This is a genomic window from Micromonospora sp. NPDC050276 (genome assembly GCF_044459545.1).
Lineage (GTDB): Bacteria > Actinomycetota > Actinomycetes > Mycobacteriales > Micromonosporaceae > Micromonospora.
This window is the reverse complement of the sequence record NZ_JBITJA010000009.1, coordinates 205,983-230,402: the sequence shown is the minus strand read 5'-3', so window position 1 is coordinate 230,402 and position 24,420 is coordinate 205,983. Positions and strand designations below refer to the sequence as shown.

The 24,420-nt window shown below is 70.7% G+C and carries 25 protein-coding genes and 4 tRNA genes; 25 read left to right on the top strand and 4 right to left on the bottom strand.

The window, feature by feature from the left end; translation table 11 throughout:
• Window positions 1–12 precede the first annotated feature (12 nt).
• The gene (locus ACIBF8_RS21815; RefSeq protein ID WP_396785146.1) at window positions 13–1,032 is read right to left on the bottom strand and encodes a glutathione S-transferase family protein; all 1,020 of its coding nucleotides are present in this window, start codon (window positions 1,030–1,032) and stop codon (window positions 13–15) included.
• Between the two features lie 79 nt (window positions 1,033–1,111).
• Between ACIBF8_RS21815 and ACIBF8_RS21810 the strand changes: the two genes are divergently transcribed.
• Window positions 1,112–1,537 (top strand): ester cyclase, encoded by a 426-nt coding sequence (locus ACIBF8_RS21810; RefSeq protein WP_396785144.1) that lies wholly within the window; start codon window positions 1,112–1,114, stop codon window positions 1,535–1,537.
• Here ACIBF8_RS21810 and ACIBF8_RS21805 read toward each other — a convergent pair.
• Complete coding sequence (locus tag ACIBF8_RS21805; protein ID WP_396785143.1) at window positions 1,518–2,090, bottom strand: Uma2 family endonuclease; 573 nt, start codon at window positions 2,088–2,090, stop codon at window positions 1,518–1,520. The two genes, ACIBF8_RS21810 and ACIBF8_RS21805, sit on opposite strands and share 20 nt — an antisense overlap.
• A gap of 94 nt (window positions 2,091–2,184) precedes the next feature.
• On the opposite strand from ACIBF8_RS21805, the gene ACIBF8_RS21800 reads away from it, so the two are divergent.
• From ACIBF8_RS21800 to ACIBF8_RS21760, 9 genes are all read left to right on the top strand, one after another.
• Window positions 2,185–2,796 carry a NuoI/complex I 23 kDa subunit family protein gene (locus tag ACIBF8_RS21800; RefSeq protein ID WP_396785142.1) on the top strand — a complete coding sequence of 204 codons (612 nt, stop codon included), beginning with the start codon at window positions 2,185–2,187 and terminating at the stop codon, window positions 2,794–2,796.
• Window positions 2,797–2,821: 25 nt separating this feature from the next.
• Window positions 2,822–3,382 carry an NADH-quinone oxidoreductase subunit J gene (locus ACIBF8_RS21795; RefSeq protein ID WP_396785140.1) on the top strand — a complete coding sequence of 187 codons (561 nt, stop codon included), beginning with the start codon at window positions 2,822–2,824 and terminating at the stop codon, window positions 3,380–3,382.
• Window positions 3,379–3,735, top strand: a complete 357-nt coding sequence (gene nuoK, locus ACIBF8_RS21790; protein ID WP_396785139.1) for an NADH-quinone oxidoreductase subunit NuoK — start codon at window positions 3,379–3,381, stop codon at window positions 3,733–3,735. The genes ACIBF8_RS21795 and nuoK overlap by 4 nt, the downstream gene beginning before the upstream one ends.
• Complete coding sequence (locus ACIBF8_RS21785; RefSeq protein ID WP_396785137.1) at window positions 3,732–5,663, top strand: NADH-quinone oxidoreductase subunit L; 1,932 nt, start codon at window positions 3,732–3,734, stop codon at window positions 5,661–5,663. The genes nuoK and ACIBF8_RS21785 overlap by 4 nt, the downstream gene beginning before the upstream one ends.
• A complete protein-coding gene (locus ACIBF8_RS21780; RefSeq protein ID WP_396785136.1) occupies window positions 5,660–7,168 on the top strand; it encodes a NuoM family protein in 1,509 nt (502 codons plus the stop codon). Before ACIBF8_RS21785 ends, ACIBF8_RS21780 begins: the two co-directional genes overlap by 4 nt.
• Window positions 7,169–7,223: 55 nt before the next feature.
• Complete coding sequence (locus ACIBF8_RS21775; RefSeq protein WP_396785134.1) at window positions 7,224–8,702, top strand: NADH-quinone oxidoreductase subunit N; 1,479 nt, start codon at window positions 7,224–7,226, stop codon at window positions 8,700–8,702.
• 116 nt (window positions 8,703–8,818) lie between these two features.
• Window positions 8,819–9,694 carry a zinc metalloprotease HtpX gene (htpX, locus tag ACIBF8_RS21770; RefSeq protein ID WP_238660452.1) on the top strand — a complete coding sequence of 292 codons (876 nt, stop codon included), beginning with the start codon at window positions 8,819–8,821 and terminating at the stop codon, window positions 9,692–9,694.
• A 145-nt stretch (window positions 9,695–9,839) separates the two neighbouring features.
• Complete coding sequence (locus ACIBF8_RS21765) at window positions 9,840–11,096, top strand: MFS transporter (protein WP_396785132.1); 1,257 nt, start codon at window positions 9,840–9,842, stop codon at window positions 11,094–11,096.
• 271 nt (window positions 11,097–11,367) lie between these two features.
• On the top strand, window positions 11,368–12,120 hold the full coding sequence (locus tag ACIBF8_RS21760) for a DUF1028 domain-containing protein (RefSeq protein ID WP_396785130.1): 753 nt from the start codon (window positions 11,368–11,370) through the stop codon (window positions 12,118–12,120).
• 176 nt (window positions 12,121–12,296) lie between these two features.
• Here ACIBF8_RS21760 and ACIBF8_RS21755 read toward each other — a convergent pair whose 3' ends face one another.
• Complete coding sequence (locus tag ACIBF8_RS21755; protein WP_030329827.1) at window positions 12,297–12,791, bottom strand: YajQ family cyclic di-GMP-binding protein; 495 nt, start codon at window positions 12,789–12,791, stop codon at window positions 12,297–12,299.
• Window positions 12,792–12,938: 147 nt separating this feature from the next.
• On the opposite strand from ACIBF8_RS21755, the gene ACIBF8_RS21750 reads away from it, so the two are divergent.
• A tRNA-Tyr gene (locus tag ACIBF8_RS21750) sits at window positions 12,939–13,022 on the top strand.
• Between the two features lie 466 nt (window positions 13,023–13,488).
• Here the strand turns inward: ACIBF8_RS21750 and ACIBF8_RS21745 are convergent.
• Window positions 13,489–13,644: a hypothetical protein gene (locus tag ACIBF8_RS21745; RefSeq protein WP_396785129.1), complete on the bottom strand. Its 156-nt coding sequence runs from the start codon at window positions 13,642–13,644 to the stop codon at window positions 13,489–13,491.
• Between the two features lie 139 nt (window positions 13,645–13,783).
• Here ACIBF8_RS21745 and ACIBF8_RS21740 point away from each other — a divergent pair, with 139 nt between their 5' ends.
• The 14 genes from ACIBF8_RS21740 to ACIBF8_RS21675 all read left to right on the top strand — a co-directional run bounded on the left by ACIBF8_RS21740 (window position 13,784) and on the right by ACIBF8_RS21675 (window position 24,346).
• Window positions 13,784–14,980, top strand: a complete 1,197-nt coding sequence (locus tag ACIBF8_RS21740) for an epoxide hydrolase family protein (RefSeq protein WP_396785128.1) — start codon at window positions 13,784–13,786, stop codon at window positions 14,978–14,980.
• Window positions 14,981–15,748: 768 nt separating this feature from the next.
• Complete coding sequence (locus tag ACIBF8_RS21735; RefSeq protein WP_396785126.1) at window positions 15,749–18,280, top strand: putative bifunctional diguanylate cyclase/phosphodiesterase; 2,532 nt, start codon at window positions 15,749–15,751, stop codon at window positions 18,278–18,280.
• Between the two features lie 93 nt (window positions 18,281–18,373).
• Window positions 18,374–18,446, top strand: a tRNA-Thr gene (locus tag ACIBF8_RS21730).
• A 24-nt stretch (window positions 18,447–18,470) separates the two neighbouring features.
• Window positions 18,471–18,543: transfer RNA gene (locus tag ACIBF8_RS21725), tRNA-Met, on the top strand.
• 133 nt (window positions 18,544–18,676) lie between these two features.
• Window positions 18,677–18,844 carry a 50S ribosomal protein L33 gene (gene rpmG, locus ACIBF8_RS21720; protein WP_007073056.1) on the top strand — a complete coding sequence of 56 codons (168 nt, stop codon included), beginning with the start codon at window positions 18,677–18,679 and terminating at the stop codon, window positions 18,842–18,844.
• 124 nt (window positions 18,845–18,968) lie between these two features.
• Window positions 18,969–19,415, top strand: coding sequence for a MaoC family dehydratase N-terminal domain-containing protein (locus ACIBF8_RS21715; protein WP_396785124.1), 447 nt, complete (start codon window positions 18,969–18,971; stop codon window positions 19,413–19,415).
• A 1-nt stretch (window position 19,416) separates the two neighbouring features.
• Window positions 19,417–19,809 carry a MaoC family dehydratase gene (locus ACIBF8_RS21710; RefSeq protein WP_396785123.1) on the top strand — a complete coding sequence of 131 codons (393 nt, stop codon included), beginning with the start codon at window positions 19,417–19,419 and terminating at the stop codon, window positions 19,807–19,809.
• Window positions 19,810–19,938: 129 nt separating this feature from the next.
• A tRNA-Trp gene (locus ACIBF8_RS21705) sits at window positions 19,939–20,011 on the top strand.
• Window positions 20,012–20,224: 213 nt separating this feature from the next.
• Window positions 20,225–20,617, top strand: a complete 393-nt coding sequence (gene secE, locus ACIBF8_RS21700; RefSeq protein ID WP_396785122.1) for a preprotein translocase subunit SecE — start codon at window positions 20,225–20,227, stop codon at window positions 20,615–20,617.
• Between the two features lie 38 nt (window positions 20,618–20,655).
• Window positions 20,656–21,378 (top strand): transcription termination/antitermination protein NusG, encoded by a 723-nt coding sequence (gene nusG, locus ACIBF8_RS21695; protein ID WP_112584800.1) that lies wholly within the window; start codon window positions 20,656–20,658, stop codon window positions 21,376–21,378.
• 187 nt (window positions 21,379–21,565) lie between these two features.
• Window positions 21,566–21,997, top strand: coding sequence for a 50S ribosomal protein L11 (gene rplK / locus ACIBF8_RS21690; RefSeq protein ID WP_363611597.1), 432 nt, complete (start codon window positions 21,566–21,568; stop codon window positions 21,995–21,997).
• 78 nt (window positions 21,998–22,075) lie between these two features.
• Window positions 22,076–22,792 carry a 50S ribosomal protein L1 gene (gene rplA, locus ACIBF8_RS21685; RefSeq protein WP_396785120.1) on the top strand — a complete coding sequence of 239 codons (717 nt, stop codon included), beginning with the start codon at window positions 22,076–22,078 and terminating at the stop codon, window positions 22,790–22,792.
• 79 nt (window positions 22,793–22,871) lie between these two features.
• Entirely contained in the window at window positions 22,872–23,660 is a 789-nt protein-coding gene (locus ACIBF8_RS21680; protein ID WP_396785118.1) for an ATP-binding cassette domain-containing protein, read from the top strand.
• On the top strand, window positions 23,657–24,346 hold the full coding sequence (locus ACIBF8_RS21675) for a hypothetical protein (RefSeq protein ID WP_396785117.1): 690 nt from the start codon (window positions 23,657–23,659) through the stop codon (window positions 24,344–24,346). Before ACIBF8_RS21680 ends, ACIBF8_RS21675 begins: the two co-directional genes overlap by 4 nt.
• The last annotated feature ends 74 nt before the right edge of the window (window positions 24,347–24,420 follow it).

Here is a 24,420-nt window from a genome sequence, read left to right as displayed (position 1 = left end):
CGGGGCTTGAGGTCAGTGGAGTGGGGTGTGGGCGGGGTTGACCGGTTCGGCCGGTGGTGGGGGTGGGGTGCCGTCGCCGAAGGGGCGGCCACCTAGCGACTCCCGGCCGTGCGGGGTGAGCCAATTGGAGAGGTCGGGGCCGAGCGGAACGATCCCGGTCGGGTTGATGTCGCGGTGCACCTCGTAGTAATGCCGCTTGATGTGGTCGAAGTCGATGGTGTCGCCGAAACCGGGAGTCTGGAACAGGTCGCGGGCGTACGCCCACAGCACCGGCATCTCGCTCAGCTTCTGCCGGTTGCACTTGAAGTGGCCGTGGTAGACCGGATCGAAGCGGACCAGCGTGGTGAACAGCCGCACGTCGGCCTCGGTGATGGTGTCGCCGACCAGGTAGCGCTGGTCGGTCAACCGTTCGGTGAGCCAGTCCAGCCGGTCGAAGAGCTGGTGGTACGCCTTGTCGTACGCCTCCTGGCTGCCGGCGAACCCGCACCGGTAGACGCCGTTGTTGACGTCCCGGAACACCACCGCGTTGACCTCGTCGATCTGCTCCCGCAGGTGCTCGGGGTAGAGCTGCGGGGCGCCCTCGCGGTGGTACGCCCCCCACTGCGTGGAGAGGTCCAGGCTCATCTGCGCGTAGTCGTTGGTCACGACCTGCCCGGTCGGTACGTCGACGATCGCCGGCACGGTGATGCCGCGCTCGTAGCCGGGGAAGCGCTTGAAGTACGCCTCCTGGATGCGCTCGATGCCGAGCACCGGGTCCCGGCCGCCCGGGTCGAGATCGAAGGTCCAGCTCCGGGCGTCGTGGGTCGGGCCGGCCACCGCCATCGAGATGGCATCCTCCAGACCGAGCAACCGCCGCACGATGATCAGCCGGTTGGCCCACGGGCAGGCCCGGCTGACCGCCAGCCGGTACCGGCCCGGCTCGACCGGGTAACCGTCCCGCCCGTCCTTGGTGATCCGAGTGGCGATGTACCGCTGGTCGCGGGTGAACTCGCCGCCCGGCTCGACGTACTTGCCGCCTTTTTCCTCGCCCACGTCGCCCTCCCGGTTTGGTCGGTGTCTCTACCCAATCCTCGCGGATCTACCGCGCGCCGTGGTCCCGGATACTCTCGGCATGACGGATGTGGAGGCGGCGGCGCGGCGGTTCATCGCCGATGTGTGGAATGCCCGCCAGGAGGAGTCGGCGTACGAGCTGGTCGCCGAGGAGTGCCCGGGGCTGGGCGGCACCGGGCCGGAGGCGACGCTGGCCTGGCACCGCGAGCGCCGGGCGGCCTTCCCGGACCTGCGCTACAAAATCGTTGACGTGGTCGCGGCCGGCGAGCGGGTGGCCGTGCACTGGCGGGCCGCCGGCACCAACGCCGGGCAGTTCGGGCCGGTGCCGCCGACCGGGCAGGTGGTCAGCTACTCGGGGGCGACGTTCCTGCGCTTCGACGCGGCGGGCCGGATCGTCGAGGTGTGGAGCTGCAACGAGCTGTTCCAACTGCTGCAACAACTCGGCGTCGAGATGCTGCCACCGGCCGTCAGCGGACCCGGGGCGTGATCCGGCTGATCGGCAGATTGATCGGGAAGGGCTCGCCGGTGTCGACGAACTTCGTCCACCGCCCGGTCTCGGTGTAGACCTCGTTCACCGCGTCGATCCGGTAGGTCACGACCTCCAGGGCGCCGTCGGTCTCGATCCGCCAGTAGAAGGGGATGCCGGCCTGGGCGTACAGCGCAGGCTTCAACACCCGGTCGATCGAGCGGGTGTTGGGCGAGACGATCTCGATGGCAACGACGACCTCGTGTGGCTCGTACTTCGACGGCTCGCGTGCCGCGGCGGTGGCCGTGGTGATCAGCACGTCGGGGATGAAGGACCGGGTGCGGTTGATCCGCACCTCGACCGCCTGGGTCACGTCGTAGCCGTCGGGGCAGTCTTCGTCGAGCGCGGCACCAAGACGCATCGCGATGCTCTGGTGGGTACGGGTGGGGGAGGGGGACATCAGCAGCACTCCATCGAGCAGTTCCCGGCGGCGGCCATCCTCGGGCAGCGCATCCAGATCGTCAGTCGTCCACTCGCTCTCGGGCGGGTAGTCGCTCTGCAGCGCGGCGGTCATGGCAGGTCCTTCCAGGTGCGTCGTTCTCCCCACGACCACCGTACCGCCCCGGACCTGTGGGTGGTGGTCGCGCGCGCCGTGGCCACAGGGCAGGATGGTCGACATGAGCGACCCCAGCGAGCGCGGCGACACCGGCGAGCGCGGCCTTCCCGGCGCGGGCCTGGTGAAAGGGCTGGCGGTCACCCTCAAGACGATGACCAGCCGTTCGACCACCCAGCAGTACCCGGACACCGCCCCCGACCTGCCGCCCCGTTCGCGTGGCGTGATCGCGTTGTCCGAGGAGAACTGCACGGTCTGCATGCTCTGCGCCCGCGAATGTCCGGACTGGTGCATCTACATCGACTCGCACAAGGAGGAGGTGGCGGTGCCCGGCGCCGCCCGCCCCCGCCAGCGCAACGTGCTCGACAAGTTCGACATCGACTTCTCGCTCTGCATGTACTGCGGCATCTGCATCGAGGTCTGCCCGTTCGACGCGCTCTACTGGTCACCGGAGTTCGAGTACGCCGAGTACGACATCAAGGACCTGCTGCACGACAAGGACCACCTGGGCCAGTGGATGGCCACCGTTCCGCCGCCGCCCGCGCACGACCCGAACGGCGAGCCGGCCAAGGAGGAGACCTCCGCGGCGCGCAAGGCGGCTGCCGCACGTCCGGCTTCGCCCGCGGTACGCCCGGAGCCCGGCGCCGACCCGGGGTCCGCGTCGTGACCGCCCGAGCCGGAAGGGCGGCCCGGTGACCGGGGCGGATGTGCTGCTGCTCGCCCTCGGCGTGGTGGCGGTCGGTGCCGGCGTGCTGGTGGTGACCACGAAACACCTGGTCCGGGCCGGTCTCTACCTGGTGGTGTGCCTGGGCGCGTTGGCCGGTGACTTCCTGGTGCTCAGCGCCGAGTTGGTGGCCTGGGTGCAGGTGCTGATCTACGTGGGCGCGGTGGTGGTTCTGCTGCTGTTCGCGGTGATGTTGACCCGGGCCCCGATCGGGGTCTCCGACGACCTGGACCGGCCCGGTTGGCCGGCCGCGCTGATCGGTGGCGGCGCCGGGCTGGGGCTGACCGTCCTGCTGGTCGACGCGTACCGGTGGAGCACCGTCGCGCTGCCCCGCGCCGGCACCGCCGAGCGGCTCGGCGAGCAGATCTTCCAATCCTGGGTGCTGCCGTTCGAGGTGCTCTCCGTGCTGCTGCTGTCCGCCCTGGTGGGCGCGATCGTGCTGTCCCGCCCGGACATCGGCCGAGCCGACCCGCCCGGCGACGGCCGGGTCGCCGACCTGGTCGACAGCGAGCCCGGGGGGCGCCGGTGAGGCCGGTCATCCCGTACGTCACCGCCGCGCTGCTGTTCGGCTTCGGCGTCTACGGCGTACTGCGCCGACGCAACGCGGTGCTGGTGCTGATGTCGGTCGAGTTGATGCTCAACGCGGTCAACCTGATCCTGGTCACCGCGGACACCACCGCCCGCGCCGTGCTCCCGCACTCGGGGCAGGTCTTCGCGTTGTTCGTCATCGTCCTCGCCGCCGCCGAGATCGGGGTGGGGCTGGCGATCGTCCTTCAGCTCTACCGGCTGCGGGCGACCGTGGCCGTGGACGACGTGCCGCTGACCGAGCCGCCTGCCGGTGGGCACGAGCCGGCCGTCCTGGACTCGGAGGCGGGCCGGTGACCGGGCTGCTCGGGGTGCTGCTGCCCGCCGTACCGCTGGTCGCCGGGCTGCTCGGTCTGCTGCTGCCGCCGGCTCCTCCGGGTAACAGCGCGACCGGCGGTGACCGGGCCCGGACGGTCGCCGTGACGCTCGGCGTCACCGGCGCGGCCGGCGCGTTGGCGCTGGCCGTCGCGCTGCTGCTCACTGTCGACGGGCCCGCGGAGACGTCGAGCACCTGGGTCGACTTCGGCGGCCTGGTGGTGACCCTCGGCGTACGGCTGGACGGCGCCGCCGCGCTGGTCGCGGTGGCGGTCACCGCGGTCGCGCTGGCCGTGCAGGTCTACTCGATCGGTTACCTGCGGCGCGGTCCGCACGACGACGTCGACGTGGATCACCGGTACCCGCCGTACGCCGCCCAGATCAGTCTCTTCACCGGTGCCATGCTGCTGGTGGTGGTCGCCGGCGACCTGATCATGCTGCTGGTCGGCTGGGAGGTGATGGGCCTCTGCTCGTACCTCCTCATCGCCCACGACCGCCGAATGGCCGGCGCGCCCGCCGCCGCCATGAAGGCGTTCCTGGTGACCCGGGTCGGTGACGTCGGGTTCCTGCTCGGCATCGCGCTGCTCGGCGTGTCGACGGGCAGCTTCCGGATCGCCGACGTGCTCGCCCACGACCACTCCGGCGCCACGTTGACCGCAGCCGGCCTGCTGCTGCTCGCCGGTGTGGCCGGCAAGAGCGCGCAGTTCCCGCTGCACACCTGGCTACCGGACGCGATGGCCGGCCCGACCCCGATCTCCGCGCTGATCCACGCCGCGACGATGGTCGCCGCCGGGGTGTACGCCGTGGCCCGGCTCTACCCGCTGTTCACGGCCGCGCCGGTGACGCTGACCGTGCTGGGGGTGCTCGGCGCGATCACGCTGCTGCTCGGCGCGCTCGCCGCCACCGCCCAGGACGACATCAAGCGCGTACTGGCCTGGTCGACCGTGTCCCAGCTGGGCTACATGACCGGCGCGCTGGCGGTCGGCTCACCGTCGGCGGCGCTGTTCCACCTGCTCACCCACGCCGCCTTCAAGGCGCTGCTGTTCCTCGCCGCCGGCGCGGTGATCCACGCCGTCGGCACCACTCTGATGTCGGAGATGGGCGGGCTGCGGCGCAGCATGCCGGTGACGTTCTGGTGCACCGTGGTGGGCCTGGGCGCGCTGGCCGGGGTGCCGCCGCTGGCCGGTTTCTGGAGCAAGGACGGCGTGCTGACGGTCGCCGAGTCGGCCGCGCTGGAGGGCACCGGCCCGGCACCGTCCTGGGTGGGCTGGCTCGTCTGGATCGCCGGGCTGGTCGGTGTGGCGGTCACCGCCTGGTACGCCGGTCGGCTGCTGCTGCGGGCCTTCTTCGGCGCTGCGCGCCTGCCGCTGGTCCGGCCACACGACCCGCCGGCGGTGCTGCGCTGGCCGGTGTTGCTGCTGGCCGTGCCGGCCGCGTTGCTCGGCCTGGCCGGGTTCGTCGGGGCGTTCACCGACCGCCTGCGGTTCCCCACCGTCCCGGTGGCGGGCTCCGAGGACGGCCTGGTCCACCTGGGGTCGGGGGTGCTGCTGCCGCTGGCGTTCCTGCTGCTCGGCGCCGGGCTGGTGGCGCTGGGCTGGCGGCGTGACAGGGCCGCCGACCCGGCGGTCGCGCTGGGTCCGCTGCGGCCGGTCTTCGCCCGCGCGTTCCGGCTCGACGACGTCCAGCACACCCTTGTCGTACGTCCCGTCCGCGCGTTGGCCCGCGCCGCGCGCACCGGCGACGAGGTGGTGGTGGACGGTGCGGTCGAGGGCAGCGGGCGAGTCGCGTCCGGTCTGGGCGCGGGGCTGGCCGCGCTGCACCGGGCGGCACTGCCCCGAGCCGCCGCCGGCGTACTGGCCGGTGCGCTGCTGATCGGGCTGGCCGCCGCCGTGATCGGGGTAGTCCAGTGACGTTCGGGCAGGTGTTGTTGGTGGCCGTCCTGGCGCTGCCGGCGCTGGGTGCGGTCGCGGTGGCGGCGATATCTCGGGACCGGGTTGCCCGCCTGGTCGGCACGGTCGCGGCGGCGCTGACTCTGCTGGCCGCGGTGCCGCTGGTGTTCGGCGGTCGAGGCTGGGTCGCCTGGTCGGCGGGCGAGCCGGCGGTGCGTCCGTGGCACCAACTGGATCTGCCCTGGGTGCCCGGCTTGGAGTTGCGCTTCCATCTCGGCGTCGACGGCATCTCCTGGCCGCTGGTGGTGTTGACCGCGCTGCTCACGCTGCTCTGCTGCGCGTACACGATGTGGCGGGTGCCGGACGGCGGCAGCGGCCGGGCCCTGGTCGCGTTGCTGTTGGTGGTCGAGGTGGGCATCCTGGGCACCTTCCTCGCCCTGGATCTGGTGCTGTTCTTCCTCTTCTTCGAGGTCGTCCTGCTGCCGATGTACGCGATCATCGCCGGCTGGGGTGGCGCGGACCGGCGTCGGGCGGCCCGCAAGTTCGCGCTGTACACGCTGTTCGGCTCGGTGTTGCTGCTGGTCGGCGTGTACGTCGTGGTGGCCGCCGCCGGCACCGCCGACGTGGTGACGCTGACCGGTGGCGCGGGGATGTCCAGGGGCACCCAGTTGGCGGCGTTCACCCTGCTCGCGTCCGGGTTCGCGGTGAAGAGCCCGCTCTGGCCGCTGCACTCGTGGCTGCCCGACGCACACACCCAGGCGCCCACGGTGGGCAGTGTGGTGTTGGCCGGGGTGCTGCTGAAGATGGGCACGTACGGCCTGATCCGGGTCGCGGTGGGGGTGGCGCCGGAGGGCGCCCGTTGGGCGGCGCCGGTGCTCGGCGTGCTGGCCGTCGCCGCGATCCTGATCGGTTCGCTGGTCTGCCTGGCCCAGGCGGACGTGAAGCGGCTGATCGCGTACTCCAGCGTGGGGCACATGGGCTTCGTGCTGCTGGGCGTGGCCACGCTGACCGCCACCGGCATCCAGGCGGCACTGATCGGCAACGTCGCGCACGGCGTGATCACCGGCCTGCTGTTCTTCCTGGCCGGGGCGGTGAAGGACCGTACCGGCACGGGCGCCCTCGCCGAGCTGTCCGGGCTGCGGGAGACCGCGCCCCGGTTGGCGGGTCTGCTCGCGTTCGCGGCGATCGCGTCGCTGGGCCTGCCCGGGCTGGCCGGTTTCTGGGGCGAGGCGTTCGCGGTGGTCGCCGCCGTGCAGGTGGGTGGCCCGCTCTGGACCACCCTCGGGGTGCTGGCCGCGGTCGGTGGGGCGCTCACCGCCGCGTACTTCCTGCGGTTGCTGCGGCAGGTCACGCACAACCGGCCGAGCCCGGCCGTCGGTCGGGTCGGCCCCGGCCTGGCCGGTGCGGAGTTGACCGCTTGGGTGCCGCTGGTGCTGCTCGCGTTGGCCATCGGGCTGGCGCCGACGCTGGTCCTCGGCGTCGCCGAGGCCCCCGTCGACGCCCTGATCGGGGTGGTTTCCCGGTGAGCGCGAGGAGTGCAGCGAAGCGGAGCCCCGCAGTCGCGAACGAAGGTGGGCTCGGATGACCGTCGTGCAGAGCGTGGACAGCGTCGCGCTGCTGCCGGCCTATCTGGCCGCCGGCACGGCCGTGCTCGTACTCGTCACCGATCTGGTCCTGGCCCGGCCCCGGGCCACGATCGCGGTGGCCGCGCTCGGCGCGCTCGGCACCGCGGTCGGCTCGGCGCTGGTCGGGGTGGGTGCCCAGCGGCGGACGTTCTGTGTGGGCGCCGACTGCTCCTGGATCTTCGGTGGTCGCGCGGCGCTGGTCGGCGCGGTGGTAGCGCTGCTCACGCTGGGCGTGCTCGGGCTGTCGGTGCCGGCTCTGCGGGCCGGGCGGTCACCGGTGGGGGAGTACTGCTTCCTGTTGGCCTGCTCGATGACCGGCGGTGTGGTGCTCGGCGCGGCCGGTGACCTGATCACGCTGATCGTCGCTCTGGAGACGCTGACCCTCCCGCTGTACGTGCTGGTCGGCCTACGCCGGGGCCGCCTCGCGAGCGCCGAGGCGGCGTTGACCTTCTTCGTGGTCAGCGTGGTGGCGACCACACTGACCCTGCTCGGCGCGGCGCTGCTGTACGCGGTGACCGGTGGGCTGCACCTGGACCGGCTCAGCGCGCTGCTCGCCGAGCGGCCGGAGCTGCGGGACCTGCCGCTGACCACCGCCGCGGTGGCGGTGCTGCTGGTCGGGCTGGCCTTCAAGGTGGCGGCGGTGCCGTTCCACGCCTGGGCGCCGGCCACCTACGACGGCGCGCCACTGCCGGTGGCCGCGTACCTGTCCACGGCGTCGAAGCTGGGCGGCCTGGTCGCTCTGCTGGCCGTGGTGCAGCGGGCGCTGCCCGCGGATCAGACCGGTCCGGTGCTCGCCCTGCTCGCGGTGCTCACCATGACCGTCGGCAACCTGGTCGCCCTGCGTCAGCGGCGGACCGTCCGGCTGCTCGCCTGGTCGTCCGTCGCGCAGGCCGGCTACATCCTGGCCCCGCTGGGCGCGTTGGCGCTGGCCGCCGGGCGCACCGAGGAGGCACGGTCCGCCGCGTACGCCGCCGCCGTGGCGTACGCCGTCTTCTTCGTGGTGCTGGAGCTGGCCGCCTTCGCCGCGGTGACCGCCCTGCGGCCGGCGGGTGCGGATGGCGGCACGCTCGACGACCTGCGCGGGGCGGCCCGCCGGCACCCGTGGCGGGGCGCGGCGCTCGGTCTCGCGCTGGTGGGTCTGGCCGGTCTGCCGCCGGGACTGGCCGGCCTGTTCGCGAAGGTGACCGTGGTACGGGCACTGCTGGACGGTGGCGCGGCCTGGCTGGCGCTGGTGGTGGCGCTGAACGCTGTGATCGGGCTCGCCTACTACCTGCGGGTGACCGCCACGCTCTGGGCGCCGGCGGCCGTCGCCGTCCCGAGCCGCGGCGGTGCTGTGGCCGTACCCGTGGTGGCGGTGGTGCTGGCGGTGGCGACGGTGGCCGCGGTGGTGCTCGGCTTCGCCCCGCAGTTGGTGCTCGACCTGGCCGGCCGCTGACCCGACCCGCAGCCCCGGTCTCAGTGAACTCTCAGCGTTGAGACGGATGGTTGGTGGGTACCGGGTTGTTACACCGGTCAGCGGATCCCGGCGATCCGTGCACCGAAGGAGACATCGTGCACCACAACCGTCTGAAGACCGCAGCGCTGCTCGGCCTGCTCAGCGCCCTGATCCTGGCGGTGGGCTACTGGTTCGGCGGCAGCGGGGGCCTGGTCATCGCCGTCCTCGTGTCTCTGGTCATGAACGGCGTTTCCTACTTCTACTCCGACAAGCTCGCACTGCGCTCGATGGGAGCGCAACCGGTCACCGAGGCGCAGTTCCCCGAGTTGTACCGGATGGTGCGGGAGTTGGCCACCGACGCCCGGCAGCCGATGCCGCGGCTCTACGTCAGCCCGACCGCCCAGCCCAACGCGTTCGCCACCGGTCGCAACCCGCAGCACGCGGCCGTCTGCGTGACGCAGGGCATCACCGAGATCCTCGACTACCGCGAGCTGCGCGGCGTGATCGGGCACGAGCTGTCCCACGTCTACAACCGGGACATTCTCATCTCCAGCGTGGCGGCTGGCCTGGCCAGCATCATCACCCTGCTGGCGAACCTCGCCTTCTTCATCCCACTCGGCGGAGGGGACGACGAGGACCGGCCCAACCCGGCCGTGCTGCTGCTCACCCTGATCCTGGGCCCGATCGCGGCCACGGTGATCCAGTTGGCGATCAGCCGGAGCCGGGAGTTCCAGGCCGACGCCTCGGGCGCTGAGCTGAGCCGCGACCCGCTGGCCCTGGCCAGCGCGCTCCGCAAGATCGACGCGGTGGCCCGCCGTCGGCCGTTGCCAGCCCAGGGCCAGCTCACCAGCACCGCGCACCTCATGATCGCCAACCCGTTCCGGGGTGGCGGGATGGCCGCGCTCTTCTCCACGCACCCGAAGATGGAGGACCGGGTCGCCCGGCTGGAGCAGATGGCCCGCAACTCGGGGCCCGTGCAGTTCCAGCGCTGACCCGCTGATTCACCGCCTCCGCCCGTACCCGCACAGAGCGGGTGCGGGCGGAGTGCTGTCCGGCGGCTAAACCGGTGTCGGGCCGTCGGGCGCTGACGTTAGGGTCATAACGGCTCACGCTCATTACACCCTCGGGAGGTTCACGGTGACCGCGCTGCGTCAGTACCTGGGTGTCTGGCGGATCCCCGGCGCGCCCATGCTGCTGATCACCGGCATCATCGGACGGCTCGGCATCGGCATGACACCGCTGGCGCTGCTCCTGGTCGTCCAACAGGTGACCGGGCGATACTCGCTGGCCGCCATCGCCGGCGGGATCTACGCCATCGCCGGCGCCGCGCTCAGCCCGGTCGCCGGACGAATCGCCGACCGGGTCGGCCCGAGCCCCGTCCTGCTCGTCACCGCCGTGGCTCACCCCCTCGCCCTCATCGGGTTGCTGCTGTCCAGCCGCGCCGGCGACGACGCTCTCCCGGTCATCTACCTCGCCGCAGGCGTGGCCGGCGCCACGTACCCGCCGCTCACCGCCGCCATCCGAGGCGCCTGGAACGACCTGACCGGCCCCAACTCCGGCCGGTACGCCCTGCGCAACACCGCGCTGGCCGCCGAGACCACGCTCTTCGAGATCGTCTTCGTGCTCGGCCCGCTGCTCGTCGCCGGCTTCGTGCTCGTGGCCGACGCGTCGGCCGCACTGATCGGCGCGGCCGTGGTCACCCTGGTCGGCACGACGGCCGTGGCCCTCGGCCGGGTCATGCGCGGCTGGCGTCCGCACCCGCGCGAGCACCACGCCCGTGGGCTCGGCCCGCTGCGCGTCCGCGGCTTCCCGGCCCTGCTGGTCTGCGTCGCCGGCCTGGGCATCGCGTTCGGCGCCGCCGGGGTGATCGTGCCGGCGTTCGCGAGCGACCACACCACCGACGACCCGGAGAGCCTAGCCGGGGTGCTGCTCGCGGTCTGGGGAGTCGGCAGCGCCATCGGTGGGGTCTGGTTCGGCGTCCGCAAGCCGGCCCCGAACATGACCCGGCAGTTCGCCCTGCTGCTCGGCGCGCTGGCCGCCACCTTCGTCGTGTTCGCGGTGATGCCCACCCCGCTGGCGTTGGGAGTCGCGCTGGTCGCCGGCGGGGCCACCATCGCGCCCGCACTGACCCTGGAGAACACCCTGGTCGGCCGGATCGCCCCGACCGCCATGCTGAACGAGGCGTACACCTGGGTGGTCACCGTGGCGGTCGCGGCGAGCGCCGCCGGCGGCTCGATCGCCGGCCTGATCGTGGATCACGCCGGTGGCGTCCGGTGGGCGTTCCTGTTCGCCGGGGCGGCGGTCGCCGTCGGGGCCGCGGTCGCCGCACTGCCCGCCGGGCCCATCGCCCGAGCGGAAACCACTGCGGTACGCGCCGAACCTGTAACGGTCTGACCGCCCGCGCTTTGGTCGGGTCTGGGCTTTGGTGGGGTCTGGGCTTTGATCGGGCCTGGGCTTTGATCGGGCCCGGGCCTTGATCGACTCGGGTTCTTGGATGTCGGGGTATCCCAGCCGCAGGATGCCCCGACATCCAAGAAACCGAGTGGATCTTGAGAGCCGCTACCAGGCGGGGATGGAGATCAGCCGCATGGCTGATGAACTGGGGCCTCGACGGTAACCAGGCTGACTCGGGCATGCCGGGAGTTCGTCCGGGTACCTGCCGGGCGTGACCTTCTCGATCACCGCACGGTGTCCGCGTACTGGACAGCTGGGGGTGGGAGCCCTGACGGCCAGGCCCGCCGTCGGCAAGCTCGTCGCACACGTCCATTCGGGCTGTGGTGCCGTGGCGACCCAGGCCACTTCCAATCCGTTCCTGGCCTACGACGGCCTGCCGCTGCTCGGCCAGGGCCGCTCGCCGCAGGATGTCCTGACCGAGCTGCTGGCCAGTGACCCGGGCCGGGAGGTGCGGCAGGTCGGCATGGTCGACGGCCGCGGCCGCTCGCACGCCTTCACCGGCTCCCGTACGAAGGACTGGGCGGGGCACCGCACCGGGCCCGGTTACGCGGTGCAGGGCAACCGCCTGGCGAGCCCGGAGACCCTCGCGGAGATCGTCCGGGTGTTCGAGGAGAGTGAGCCACTCGACCTGGCGGAGCGACTCGTGCTGGCCATCGGGGCCGGCGAAGAGGCCGGCGGTGACCGGCACGGCGCACGGTCAGCGACCGTGACGGTGATCGGCGATCAGCCGTACCCACTCTGGGACGTGCGGGTCGACGATTCCGAGCATCCGGCGCGGGAACTGCGCCGGCTGCACGGCGTCTTCCGGGATGAGGTGCTGCCGACCATCCAGGGGATGCCCACCCGTGACGACCCGATGGGGGAAACCGCCCGGCAGGCGCTCGGGGCGCAGATGGGGCACGAGTCACCGGCAAACGCCATCAGCCAGCATCCATCAACGATGGCAACCCGCGAGGCCCTGTGATGGCCATGGCCCCTGCGCTGGGTCTGATAGCGATGGCCCCTGCGCTGGGTCGACGGCCCACGCGCTGCGTCGGGCCGTCGCCAGGCCGCCGAGCGCTGAACGACGACGGTTGGCGACTATGTTGACCGAGGTCACTACGAGTGACCGATTACGGCATCAGCGACCCTGACCGCGCCTTACCTGTAGTTGTTGAACTGGAGGGCGACGCCGAAGTCCTCGCCCTTGAGCAGCGAGATGACCGCCTGAAGGTCGTCCCTCTTCTTGCCGGTGACCCGCAACTGGTCGCCCTGGATCTGCGCCTGCACGCCCTTCGGGCCTTCGTCGCGGATCTTCTTGCTGATGGCCTTGGCCTTGTCCGCCTCGATGCCCTGGATCACCTTGCAGTCGATCTTGAAGATCTTGCCCGACGGGCGCGGCTCGCCAGCATCCAGCGACTTCAGCGAAATGTTCCGCTTGACCAGCTTCTCCTTGAAGACGTCCAGTGCGGCGCGGACGCGCTCCTCGGTCTCCGCCTGCAGGCCGATCGCCTCCTCGCCAGACCAGGAGATCTCCGCACCGGTGCCGCGGAAGTCGAACCGCGTCGCAAGCTCCTTCTCCGCCTGCCGAAGGGCGTTGTCGACCTCCTGGCGGTCAACCTTGCTCACGATGTCGAACGACGGGTTCGCTGCCATGTTTCTGCTCCTGCTGTCCGGCGGTCTGGGCCTACCGTCGGCCGCCGACCAGCGGCACGACCCCCTGACCGTACCCGGTTGCACCGGTACCGGGGGGAGCCGCTATTCTTGCTTCCGCCGCCGCGTTGCGACGCGGTGGGGTGCCCTGGCGGGTTGCCCGAGCGGCCAATGGGAGCGGACTGTAAATCCGTCGCGAAAGCTTCAGAGGTTCGAATCCTCTACCCGCCACCAAGTGCAAGAAGAGGCCCCTGACCAGCGTGAGCGCCGGTCAGGGGCCTCTTTTGTGAGTCTCCCTCAATCCCGCTCCAGCCCGCTCGATCTCGCTGGCTGGGTCGTATACGTGTCGCGGGGCCCCGAGGTCATGCAGTGCGCGCTAGCCGCTGTCGGTTTGGCTCTGGCTGTCGATGAGACGTGCGGTTACCTCTCTGCCGCGTGCGTTGAAATCCCTGACGGTCGAGCCACACGGAGGGCCCTTCAACGACTCCCGGGACGTGTGGCCGATGCCGAAGGAAGACTGACCGGCGATGTACGTGTTCGGTTCCGGCGCGGGCCACGGTCAGCCGCCCGGGATCGGCCCGTCAGCGTGGGTGGTAGACGACCGCTCGGCTGACGCCCGAGATCTGGCGGATCGACGCGGCGATGCGGCCACGGTCATCGAGGTCGACGACCTCGCCGCCGAGAACTGCCAGCCCCTCACCTAGCCGCGGTCGTTGAGGGCGTACGGGTTGCTGCGGTCGAAGGGGCTGGCGCCAAGGTCGGTGACTCGGCCCCCGGACCACCGGGCGGCGTGGAAGCTGTCCGGTGGCAGGTACACGCCGCCCGACACGTGGCCGTGCTCGTTGACGTCGGACACCTCGCTGAGAGGCAGGGGTCGGGCGGTGATCCGTGATTCGCGTTTCGGCCCGGCTGCCAGTGGGCCGCTGCGAGACTGGGCGGGTGCCCGCACGATCGGTGCTTTGGCGCTCGCTGACTCGACCTGACGGGTGGGGAAGATGTCCAACGACAACGAAGTCCGTCCCTTCCGGCTCGACACGCCGGAAGACGTGATCGACGACCTGCGGCGCCGGATAGCGGCCACGCGCTGGCCCACCCGGGAGTTGGTCAACGATCGCTCGCAGGGGGTGCAGCTGGCGACGATCCAGGAGCTGGCCCGCTACTGGATGACCGATCACGACTGGCGTGCGTGCGAGACGAGGCTGAACGCGCTGCCGCAGTACACGACGAACATCGACGGCGTCGAGATTCACTTCATCCACGTGCGGTCGCGGCACGAGAACGCCCTGCCGCTGATCATGACGCACGGCTGGCCGGGCTCGGTCGTCGAGCTGCTCGGGGTCGTCGGCCCGCTGACCGACCCGACCGCGCACGGCGGCGCGCCCGAGGACGCGTTCCACCTGGTGCTGCCGTCGTTGCCGGGCTACGGCTTCTCGGGCGAGCCGGCCGAGCTCGGCTGGGATTCCGTCCGGATGGCACAGGCGTGGGCGAAGCTCATGGACCGCCTCGGTTACCCGCGTTACGTCGCGCAGGGTGGCGACGTCGGCGCCGCCGTCACGGATGCCATGGGTCGCCAAGCACCCGACGGGCTGGTCGGTATCCACGTCAACCTGCTCGCCGGGGCGATCGGCATCAAGGACCAGCTGCCGGCAAATTCCGAGGCGGAGCGCGCCGCACGCGACGCGCTCAACCTGTTCACGATGGACGGCTTCGGCTACTTCCTGGAACAGTCCACCCGGCCGCAGACGATCGGCTATTCACTGCTGGACTCACCTGTCGGGTTGGCGGCCTGGATGCTCGACCACGACACGGACAGCTACTACAAGATTTCCCGTGCGTTCCTCGACGGCGCGCCGGCCGGCGGTCTCACCCGGGACAGTGTCCTCGACAACATCACGCTGTATTGGTTGACGGGTACCGGCGCCTCGTCCGCCCGGTGGTACTGGGAGTTTGGGCGTTTCCAAGCCGCGGCCCAGGCGGCCGGTCAGGCTCCTCCGCCGGTCTCGGTTCCGGTCGGCTTCACCACGTTCCCCGGCGAGATCTGGGCCGCCCCGCGCAGCTGGGCCGAGGCGGTCTACCCCGGCATCTCGTACTTCAACGAGGCTGACCGCGGCGGCCATTTCGCGGCCTGGGAGGAGCCGGAACTCTTCTCCGCCGAGGTGCGGGCCGCGTTCCGGCCGCTGCGGCAATCCTGACGCCCCCGGCCGGGAACAAGCGCGGTCCTCCTGGCCGGCGGGGCGTGCCGGTCTGGGGGAGCTCTACGTATTCGTTGCGACTTTCACGGCGGTCTGTGCCGGTCTTCCCGGCCAACTCCCGGATCACCACATCGAACGAATTCTCTGCGTGTAGCTCCCATAGCCGGGAGAGTCCAGCTACTCTGACCCGTTGGCAGCACGTGAGGGTGAGCGGCACACGCCCGTCCCGGAGAGACGCGGCGGGCGCCGCCAACCAGAGGCTCATCCCCGCAACCCACAGCGAACTCTGGCTCCAGGTCCGAAGGGCCAGGCATCGAGCGATTTGTCGCCTCTGGGATACGAAGGGCAAAGTTCCGAATCGCCGCCTTGGCTGGAAGCCGCGCGATGTGCCAACCGGAGGTCGCCGATCGCGTTCCGTAGACGCTCTGTCTGCCCCTTGTTACACGGCGGTTACATGACGGCCTAGCTCGCCCGGTCGGCCATGCCGATCGGCCGTACGTGGGCTTTGCGGGTGGTTTCGACTGTGGCACGATCGGAGGCACTGATTCTTGTTCTGACCCCCGACAGGAGCACGCTGATGTATGGACGGACGCCTCGCCGCCTTCGCGCCGCCCTCGCGTTCGCGGCCGCGGTCGCGGTCGCGGGTTCCTTCCTCGGTGCGACCACCAGTTTTCAACAGTTTGACTTCTCTTGGGGTGCTCCGGCCGTTGACAAGGGCGTTGCTGTAGCCCGGTAGGTCCGCTCCGCACCACCCAGCGAGGGAGCGGAATGAAGCCTGGCTCGCCCCCAGCCCGTAGATCCAACGAGCAGGCCTGGCTGATCACTGGACCGTTGGCCGTCCTGGCCATCCTCTGTTCGTTCGTCCTCGCGCTGGCCGGGCCACCGCCTCCGGGCAATCTCCTCGGGGCGGTGGTCATTTTCGTCGTCATGGTGGCCGCCAGCACCCAGGTGCTGCAGATTGTGGTGCGTCGGCAGGCGCTCGAAGTCATCGTCATCGAGATTCCGCTCCTCCTGGCCTTTTTCTACCTGCCACCCCTGACGGTCGTGCTGATCGCCGTCCTGGCCGCTCTGATCGGCCAGCTTCGCCGACGCCTCAGCGCTCCGAAGGTCTGGTTCAATCTCGCCCGGGCCGCGGTGGCCGCCTCACTGGCGGGAGTCGTCCTGCTGGCGCTACCCCCGGTCGGCGACGAGGTAGGCCCGAAGACGTGGGCCGTCCTCTTCGCGGTGGTCAGCGTCAACAGCCTCACGTCGTTGGCGGCCATCAGCGCGGTCATCTCCCTGCTGCACGGGTGGCAGGCAGGGTGGGAGCTGATCCGCAACGCCACCGCGCCGCAGCTGATCTGTGCGATCAACAGCGTCGTCGGGCTGGTGATCCTGATGGCGATCGAGTCCAACCTGTGGTCCGTGCTGCTGATCGCGGTGTTGGCCGTTGCGGTCGTGCTGGTCTACCGCTCGTACGACCAGTTCCTTCGGCAGCACCGCACTCTCGGCAACATGTACGAGCTGACCCGGGCGATCAGCGAGAGCGGCCAGGACGGCGGTCTGGTGGACGCGTTGCTGGACCGGGTGCGGGCCCTCATGCAAGCCGAGTACGCCACGCTCTGGCTGCCCGCGCAGGGGCGCCACCTTGAGGTGCTGCTGACCGCCCGGCTCGATGACCGCGGTCTCCTCGATGTCGCGGTCACGCCTCCGATCGTGCGCGAGCGTGCCCAGCAGTCCGGCCGCACGGTCGCCGCCGGCCGGGCCTTCGACGATGACGAGGATGTCCGGGCGGCGCTCGGCAGGCATCAGGTCAAAGACGTCATCGCGGTGCCACTGCGGTCGGGCCAAGCGGTCATCGGCACGCTCGAGGTGGTCAATCGGCTCAGCGACGTCGGCCATTTCACGGCCGCTGACATCCCGGTTTTCCAGACCGTGGCCGCCCACGCCGCGGTGGCGCTCGAGAATTCGCGGCTGGTCGACCGGCTGCGGCACGACGCATACCACGACACGTTGACCGGGCTGCCCAACCGGCGGCGGATCACCGGGGCGCTGGAGGAATCAGTCAAGATCCGTCTGCCCGGCGAGGTGGTGGCGCTGCTGCTCTTCGACGTCGACGGCCTGCGCCAGGTCAACGAGTCCCTGGGGCACGCGGCCGGGGACAAGGTCCTCACCGAGGTCGCCAACCGGTTGCGGGCCAGCGCTCCGTCGTCGGCTCTGGTGGGGCGTGCCGGTGGGGACGAGTTCCTGGTGACGCTGCGGCTGGAGAGCGTTGAGGCCGCGCTCGAGTTGGCCGCTCAACTGCGCGACCAGATCCGCGACGAGATGGTCTTCGACGCGCTCACCCTCGACGTGAACACTGCCGTCGGGGTGGCCGTACACCCTGATCACGGCAGTGATGCGGCCACCCTGCTGCTTCGGGTGGACCTCGCGGCCACCGCGGCCAAGTCGGTACCGGGCAGCGTGCAGTTGTTCAACCCCGCGCTGGAGTCCCGGTCGCTGCGCCGGCTGGGCCTGGCCGGTGACCTGCGCCGCGCACTGGACCAGGACGAGCTGGAGGTCTATTTCCAGCCCAAGGTGACCCTGCGGGATCGGCGCCTGGTCGGTGTCGAGTGTCTGGCCCGGTGGGAGCACCCGACGCACGGCACGGTCGCTCCCGAGGACTTCGTGGCGGTGGCCGAGCACACCGGTCAGTTGACCCGGCTCACCGAGGTCGTGCTCCGCGAAGGGCTTCGTCGCAGCCGGGACTGGGCGCTGGCCGACCAGCCGCTGCCCATCGCGGTCAACCTCTCAGCCCGTACGCTGATCGACCAGCACTTCCCGGACCGGGTCCAGGAGTTGCTGACCGAGTACAAGGTGCCGGCGCAGCGGCTCACTCTGGAGATCACTGAGTCGGGGGTGCTGGACGGCACGGATCGGCCCATCCCGACCCTGCGGCGACTGCGTGACCTCGGCGTCCGGTTGTCGGTGGACGACTTCGGCACCGGCGACTCGTCGTTGGCGCACCTGCGCCGGCTGCCGGTGCACGAGGTGAAGGTGGACCGCTCCTTCGTGCAGGGCATGGCGACCGATCCGGGGGACCTGGCGATCGTCAACGCGGTGGTGACCCTCTCCCAGCAGTTCGGTCTGGCCGTGGTGGCCGAGGGTGTGGAGAGCGAGCTGACCCTGGAGCTTCTCCAGGACATCGGCTGCGAGATCGGGCAGGGCTTCCTGTTCAGTCGGCCGCTTCCGTACGAGCGGTTGGCCGCCTGGTTCGGTGCCCAGGTCGAGCCGGAGACGATCTCCAACGGGGAGCTGCCGCGCCTTCGCGTGGTGCCCTGAGCAGGGTGCGGACGATCACCGGGGATCCGATTTCACCTGTCGAGCCGGGCCGTGTACTCTTACTCCTGCGCGCCCCACGGGGAGATCGCGCAGGCCCCCTTAGCTCAGTCGGCAGAGCGTCTCCATGGTAAGGAGAAGGTCTACGGTTCGATTCCGTAAGGGGGCTCGAGGGTTCAGCTGGACCCATCGCAGCGGTGTAGCTCAGATGGTAGAGCAAGCGGCTCATAATCGCTGTGTCGCCGGTTCAAGTCCGGCCACCGCTACTCTCGTCTTCCGGGCTCGTTGCCGGTGGTCGTAGGAAATGGGCGCTGCTGGCGCCCACTTTGCATGTCCGCGCTGTCAGCGTCTAGGCTGGCGCGTCGTAGTTGTTTCCGTTAGCGAGGAAGGCACTCCGCCGTGGCGAAGGCTACCGATGTCCGGCCGAAGATCACTTTGGCGTGTGTGGAGTGCAAGGAGCGCAACTACATCACGCGCAAGAACCGGCGCAACGACCCCGACCGCATCGAGCTGAAGAAGTTCTGCCCGCGTGACGGTCGGCACACGGTCCACCGCGAGACCCGCTGATTGCTGGCCGGCCTCGGGCCGGCCGCTGTCGAAGCTTCCTATCGCCGATCTGACCGGTTTGGTGCGGCTCCGCCGCCGCCTACCGATCAGGTCGGCGATTGTGCTTTCCGTGTAGGTTCGCGGCATGCCTCTGGACCCTTCCTTCGTCGGCCGGACCTATCCGCCGACCGCCCCCTACCAGGTGGGCCGAGAAAAGATCCGTGAGTTCGCCCGCGCCATCGGTGCCACCGACCCGGCTCACCACGACCCGGAGGCCGCGCAGGCGCTGGGCCACGCCGACGTGGTGGCCCCGCCGACCTTTCCGGTGATCGTCACGATGGCCGCGAGCCAGCAGATCATCGAGGACCCGGCGCTCGGCGTCGACTACAGCCGTCTGGTGCACGGCGACCAGCGGTTCGCGTACACCCGGCCGGTGGTCGCCGGCGACGAGCTGGTCTGCGTCAACACCATCGAGGACGTCAGCACCCGGGGTGGGCACGGCTTCCTGACCACCCGCACCGACGTGCGCACCGTCGGCGGAGAGCCGGTCGTCGCCGTCTGGGCAAAGTACGTCATCCGCGGGGAGGGCTGAGATGGAGCTGGCAGCACAGACGTTCCGGGTGACCCGGGCCGACCTGGTCCGCTACGCCGGAGCCTCCGGTGACTTCAACCCGATCCACTGGAGCGACCGCATCTCGACCAAGGTGGGTCTGCCCGGGGTGATCGCGCACGGCATGTTCACCATGGCGCTGGTCGGTCGGGCGATCACCACCTGGGCCGGCTCGCCGGCGGCGGTGGTGGACTACGGCGTGCGGTTCACCCGGCCGGTGGTGGTCCCGGACGATGATCAGGGGACCGAGATCGAGGTCACCGCGCGGGTGCGTGAGGTGACCGAGGACGGCCTCACCCGACTCGATGTGACCGCCACCTGTCTGGGCGAGAAGGTCCTGTCGCAGGCCCGGGCAACCATCCGCACGGCACGCTGAACCGAGCCCGCCACGCGTGGCGGAGAGACCGGTTGGGAAAGTCGGGCGGCTACCCGTACACTGGTCCGCCGTGGGGCAAGTGACCCCTGCTCGGCCGTCTGTGGCCGCGTGGGGCGAGTGTTGCCGCATAGGGGTGTAGCTCAATTGGCAGAGCAGCGGTCTCCAAAACCGCAGGCTGCAGGTTCAAGTCCTGTCACCCCTGCGCCTCAGGCCTGACCGTTCCCGTGGGTCGCGCCGCCAGCTTGGCGGCGTCCGGCCCGTGGTGGTGGCATCGGCGGGGTGGTTCCGAGGCAATCGGGCCCTCCGGGTGATCCACCGGCCGCGGCCCGTCGCGGGACGGTTGGGTCCGGCCGGCGTGACCAGCGCCGCGTACGCCGCTCGGCGTACGACCCGAGATTCCGCGACGGAGGGCGAAGTGGCCGACAACAAGCGGCGCGGCGAGGACGCCGGCGACGATCGTCTGGACGACGAGGTCGTCGACGAGGTAGCCGACGACGACGCCTCCAGCGCGGACGAGCCGGTTTCCCGGGGTGGCACCGCCACGCGGTCGCGCGCCCGGGCCGAGTCGGCGGACAGCCGACCGACCACCAAGTCGGAAACGGGTCGGGTGGGCGTCTTCGGGCGCATCGCCCGGTTTTTCCGCGAGGTCGTGGCTGAACTGCGTAAGGTCATCTGGCCGACCCGCAAGGAGCTGCTGACCTACACCGCCGTGGTGGTGGTGTTCGTCGCGGTGATGCTGACGATCGTGGGTGTGCTGGACTACGGCTTCGCCAAGGTCGTGTTGTTTGTCTTTGGCAACTCGGACTGACCGGCTGCCTCCAGCCATAGTGACGGAAGTGAGCGAGCGTGCCTGAGTACGACGAGACCGCCGGACCGGTGGACGAGCAGTCCACGGTCGCGACGGCGGCTGGTGACGAGTCGGTCGAGGCCGCCAGCGAGCCGGAGTTCCCAACGACCGAGCCCGCACCGGACGAGGACTACGACCCGGTCGCGGAGCTGCGGCAGAAGCTGCGCTACGCGCCGGGTGACTGGTACGTGGTGCACTCGTACGCCGGCTATGAGAACAAGGTCAAGACCAACCTCGAGACCCGGATCACGAGCCTCGACATGGAGGACTTCATCTACCAGGTCGAGGTGCCGACCCGGGAAGAGGTCGAGGTCAAGAACGGTAAGCGTTCGCAGATCCAGGCCAAGGTCTTCCCGGGCTACATCCTGGTCCGGATGGAGTTGACCGCCGAGTCGTACTCGTGTGTCCGGAACACTCCGGGTGTGACCGGCTTCGTCGGCGCGACCGACCGGGCCGACCGGCCCGCTCCGCTCTCGCTCGACGAGGTGCTGAAGTGGCTGGCGCCGGCCGTCGAGACCGAGCAGAAGAAGGCCAAGCCGGAGATCAAGGTCCTCGACTTCGAGGTGGGCGACTCCGTCACCGTCACCGACGGCGCGTTCGCGTCGCTGCCGGCCACGATCAGCGAGATCAACGCCGACCAGCAGAAGCTCAAGGTGCTGGTGTCGATCTTCGGTCGCGAGACTCCGGTGGAGCTCAACTTCAACCAGGTCGCCAAGATCTGATTGGTCGTCGGCGGCGGGCCCGACCCGCCGCCGACGTCGGCGTACGCGCTCTCGCTCGACCTCGGCGGACGAGTGGGCTGCGGGCTGCGCTACTCTTGAATGTCGCCGCTGTCGCAGCGCGCTGACCGTGCGCGCCCCGAGGGCGGCGACAGCCGCATTTTCCCAGCTCCAAGCCCCAGGAAGTGACATGCCTCCGAAGAAGAAGCTCGTCAAGACGTTCACGCTTCAGTTGCCGGCGGGCCAGGCCACGCCGGCGCCGCCGGTCGGCCCCGCGCTCGGCCAGCACGGCGTGAACATCATGGAGTTCTGCAAGTCCTACAACGCGCAGACCGAGTCTCAGCGGGGCGACATCGTCCCCGCCGAGATCAGCGTGTACGAGGACCGGTCCTTCACGTTCGTGCTGAAGACCCCGCCCGCCGCCCGGCTGCTGCTCAAGGCCGCCGGTGTGCAGAAGGGTTCGGGTGTTCCGCAGTCCGACAAGGTCGGCTCGGTCAGCCGCGTCCAGCTGCGGGAGATCGCCGAGAAGAAGATGGCCGACCTCAACGCCAACGACCTCGCCCAGGCCGAGAAGATCATCGCCGGCACCGCCCGGTCGATGGGCATTACCGTCAACGACTGACGTCGGCCCCGGCCTTCGACCCGACCGTGGGAGGGCTCGCGCCGAGCGGCCCGCCAGAGACCACAGGAGTAATCAGCAATGCAGCGCAGCAAGAGCTACCGCAAGGCCGCCGATGTCATCGACCGGTCCAAGCTCTACACCCCCTCCGAGGCCGTGAAGCTGGCCAAGGAGACCACCAACGTCAAGTTCGACGCCACGGTCGAGGTCGCCATGCGCCTCGGCGTCGACCCCCGCAAGGCGGACCAGATGGTCCGCGGCACGGTCAACCTGCCGCACGGCACCGGTAAGACCGCCCGCGTGATCGTGTTCGCCGGCGGCGCGAAGGCCGAGGAGGCCGTCGCCGCGGGTGCGGACGAGGTGGGCACCGATGAGCTGGTCGCCCGGATCCAGGGTGGTTGGCTCGACTTCGACGCGGCGATCGCCACGCCGGACCAGATGGCCAAGATCGGTCGGATCGCGCGGATCCTGGGCCCGCGCGGTCTCATGCCGAACCCGAAGACCGGCACGGTGACCATGGACGTCACCAAGGCGGTGCAGGACATCAAGGGCGGCAAGATCACCTTCCGGGTGGACAAGCACTCCAACCTGCACCTGATCATCGGCAAGGCGTCCTTCACGGAGAGCCAGCTGGTGGACAACTACGCCGCGGTGCTCGACGAGGTGCTGCGGGCCAAGCCGTCCGCCGCCAAGGGCAAGTACCTCCGCAAGGTCATCCTGACCACCACGATGGGCCCGGGTGTCCCGGTCGACCCGAACCTGGTGAAGAACCTTCGGGAGGACCAGGCCGAGGCCTGAGTCGACAGTTCGCTCCACCGGGGCGCCGCCACCACCGTGGCGGCGCCCCGGTGCGTTCGAGGTGTGGCAGGCTCGACCCATGCGGCTGGAGAACGTCTGGTTGCGGTACCACCGGCGGGGGCCGTGGGTGCTGCGCGGCATCGACGTGCGGATCGGTCCCGGCGAGGTGGCCGTCGTGCTGGGCCGAAACGGGGTGGGCAAGTCGACCCTGCTCCAGGTCGCCGCGGGGGTCCTCCGGCCGGGCCGGGGTCGGGTCACCGACCGGCCGGCGCGGGTGGGCTGGGTGCCGGAGCGTTTCCCGGCCGACCAGCCGTTCACGGTGACGCGCTATCTGACCGGGATGGCCCGGGTGGCGGGGCTGAGCAGCGCCGCGGCCGACGAGGCGGTGACCTCCTGGACCGACCGGCTGGGGCTGTCCGCGTTCCGCTCGGTCCGGCTGCCCGAGCTGTCCAAGGGCACCGCGCAGAAGGTGGGCCTCGCCCAGGCGATGCTGCGCCCGCCGGGCCTACTGGTGCTCGACGAGCCGTGGGAAGGCCTGGATGCCGCCACCCGCGAGCTGGTGCCCGAGCTGATCGACGAGGTGCTCGCCGCCGGCGGGTCCGTCCTGGTCAGCGACCACCGGGGCGAGACGGTCCGGCTGCCGGCCGCACGCCGGTGGTCGGTGGCCGACGGTTCGCTCGCCGAGGAGACGCCGTCGACGGACGAGACGATCGCGGTGGTCGAGGTCGCGGTGCCGGCCGCGCGGGTCGCCGGCACCGTCGCCCGGTTGCGCGCCGAGGGCCACCAGGTGCTGCGGGTACGCGCCGACGCCTCCACCGTCGCAGCACACGCCCGACCTGCCGAGCCGGCAGCGGGGGAGGCCCGGTGAACGCCCTGGTCCGGATGCGGCTGGCCGGTTTCCTGCGGACCGGACGGGCACTGGCGCCGTTGCTGGCCGGCCTGATCACGCTCGGCATCCTCTACGGCGGTGGCCGGGCCCAACCGGCCGAGGCGTACGGGGTCTCCGCGGTTGTGCTCTTCCCGGTGCTCGCCTGGCAGACCAAGATCCTGTTGGACGTCGAGCCGGACGTGCAGCGTCGGCTGGCGCAGGTGAGCGTCGGGGTGGTGCGGGAACGGTCGGCCGGGCTGCTCGCCGCCGGCGTGGCGGCACTGGTGACGGTCGCTGTCGCGCTGCTCTTCCCGTGGCTGGTCGGCGGGGTGACCGGCCCGGTGGACCCGGGGGACCGCTCGATTCCGGTCGGTCTCGCGCTGGGGGTGTGGGCGCACCTGCTGGTCGTACCCGCTGCGGTTGCCCTTGGCGCGTTGGCCAGCCGGGCGTCGGTGGGCGGCGCCGCGTACGGCGTCGCGGTGTTGGCCCTCGGCGGGGTCGGCGCGGTGGTGCTCGGCCTGACCGGCTCGGTGGCCCCCTGGCTGGCACCGCCGATCATGGCCGCCGCCCGCACCACCGGTGGCGATGCCGCCGCGCTCACCCTGCTGGGACTGACCGGGTGGGGGCTGGCCTGGAGCGCCGCGGTCGTCGGCGGCTACCTGTGGCGGCGGCGGGCCCAGGGCTGACCGCCGCCGGCGTCGGTGGCGCGGCTCACAGGGGGTGATTTGGCGCTGCTGGCCGGGGCGCGTACTCTTCAACC

Bases quoted from the DNA above. Each gene is read 5' to 3' on its own strand.
- ACIBF8_RS21755 (WP_030329827.1), bottom strand. From the start codon at position 12,791: ATGGCAGCGAACCCGTCGTTCGACATCGTGAGCAAGGTTGACCGCCAG.
- ACIBF8_RS21810 (WP_396785144.1), top strand. From the start codon at position 1,112: ATGACGGATGTGGAGGCGGCGGCGCGGCGGTTCATCGCCGATGTGTGG.
- ACIBF8_RS21775 (WP_396785134.1), top strand. From the start codon at position 7,224: ATGACCGTCGTGCAGAGCGTGGACAGCGTCGCGCTGCTGCCGGCCTAT.
- ACIBF8_RS21710 (WP_396785123.1), top strand. From the start codon at position 19,417: ATGGAGCTGGCAGCACAGACGTTCCGGGTGACCCGGGCCGACCTGGTC.
- ACIBF8_RS21715 (WP_396785124.1), top strand. From the start codon at position 18,969: ATGCCTCTGGACCCTTCCTTCGTCGGCCGGACCTATCCGCCGACCGCC.
- rplA (WP_396785120.1), top strand. From the start codon at position 22,076: ATGCAGCGCAGCAAGAGCTACCGCAAGGCCGCCGATGTCATCGACCGG.
- ACIBF8_RS21740 (WP_396785128.1), top strand. From the start codon at position 13,784: ATGTCCAACGACAACGAAGTCCGTCCCTTCCGGCTCGACACGCCGGAA.
- ACIBF8_RS21680 (WP_396785118.1), top strand. From the start codon at position 22,872: ATGCGGCTGGAGAACGTCTGGTTGCGGTACCACCGGCGGGGGCCGTGG.
- rplK (WP_363611597.1), top strand. From the start codon at position 21,566: ATGCCTCCGAAGAAGAAGCTCGTCAAGACGTTCACGCTTCAGTTGCCG.
- ACIBF8_RS21800 (WP_396785142.1), top strand. From the start codon at position 2,185: ATGGTCGACATGAGCGACCCCAGCGAGCGCGGCGACACCGGCGAGCGC.
- ACIBF8_RS21805 (WP_396785143.1), bottom strand. From the start codon at position 2,090: ATGACCGCCGCGCTGCAGAGCGACTACCCGCCCGAGAGCGAGTGGACG.
- ACIBF8_RS21735 (WP_396785126.1), top strand. From the start codon at position 15,749: ATGAAGCCTGGCTCGCCCCCAGCCCGTAGATCCAACGAGCAGGCCTGG.